This is a genomic window from Pseudomonas sp. SWRI154, from assembly GCF_014268645.1.
Taxonomy (GTDB): domain Bacteria; phylum Pseudomonadota; class Gammaproteobacteria; order Pseudomonadales; family Pseudomonadaceae; genus Aquipseudomonas; species Aquipseudomonas marvdashtae.
In genome coordinates this window covers 1-766 of sequence record NZ_JABWQW010000075.1, presented here as the reverse complement: position 1 = coordinate 766, position 766 = coordinate 1, and the positions used below count along the sequence as shown (strand labels likewise).

General features: G+C 63.6%; 1 pseudogene. It reads right to left on the bottom strand.

The features are described from left to right. Positions 1 to 766, bottom strand: a pseudogene (locus HU806_RS26210) (type IV secretion protein Rhs); the annotation flags it as partial.

The following is a 766-nucleotide window of genomic DNA, read 5'->3' as shown; positions in this document are numbered from 1 at the left end:
CAGGCGTCCTGCAGAATCCCTTTGGTAAGCGGTGACCCGTTGGCTGCCGTCGGAACCAAACTCGGTCTTTTCCAGCAGGTGGCCGTTGAGGTCGTAGGCGTAGCCGGTGCGCTGGCCGTCGAAGCCGGTTTCCTGTCGGATCAGTCCGTTGGGCGTGTAGTCCAGCTGATATTTTTCACCGGATTCGTTCTCGATTTCCGTCAGCAACAGCCGCGCCGAGTCGTAGCGGTATTTCAGTTCGCTGCCGTCGGGGTTGAGGCGGCGGCTGATCAGGTGCAGGTCGTCGGCGTATTCGTAGCGGGTGATGCGCCCCAGTTCGTCGCGTTCGGCGGTGACCTTGCCGTAGGCGTTGTAGCTCCAGGCGCGGGTCGCGCCGGTGGGCAAGGTGGTTTGCAGCAAGCGGCCGACGGCGTCCCATTGGTAATGGGTGATGGCGCCGTGTTCGTCCTGGCGGGTCAGCAAACGCCCGAGGGCGTCGTAGGAAAAGATCCGCTGGCTGTCGTCGGGCAGGTTCTCTTCGGTCAACTGGCCCAGGCGATTACGGACAAAGGCGTGTTGGCTGCCGTCCGGGTAACGGATGGAGATCAGTTGGCCCTGGGGGTCGTAGGAGTACCAGGTGCTATGGCGATCCGGGTCGATGGCCTCGATCACATCGCCCTGGTCATTGCGCCGGTAGGTCCACACGGCGTTGCCGCGATGCCGGGCGTGCAGGAAACCGTTGCGGTACTCGTAGGACGTGGGCTCGCCTTCGGGCGGAATCAGCGCC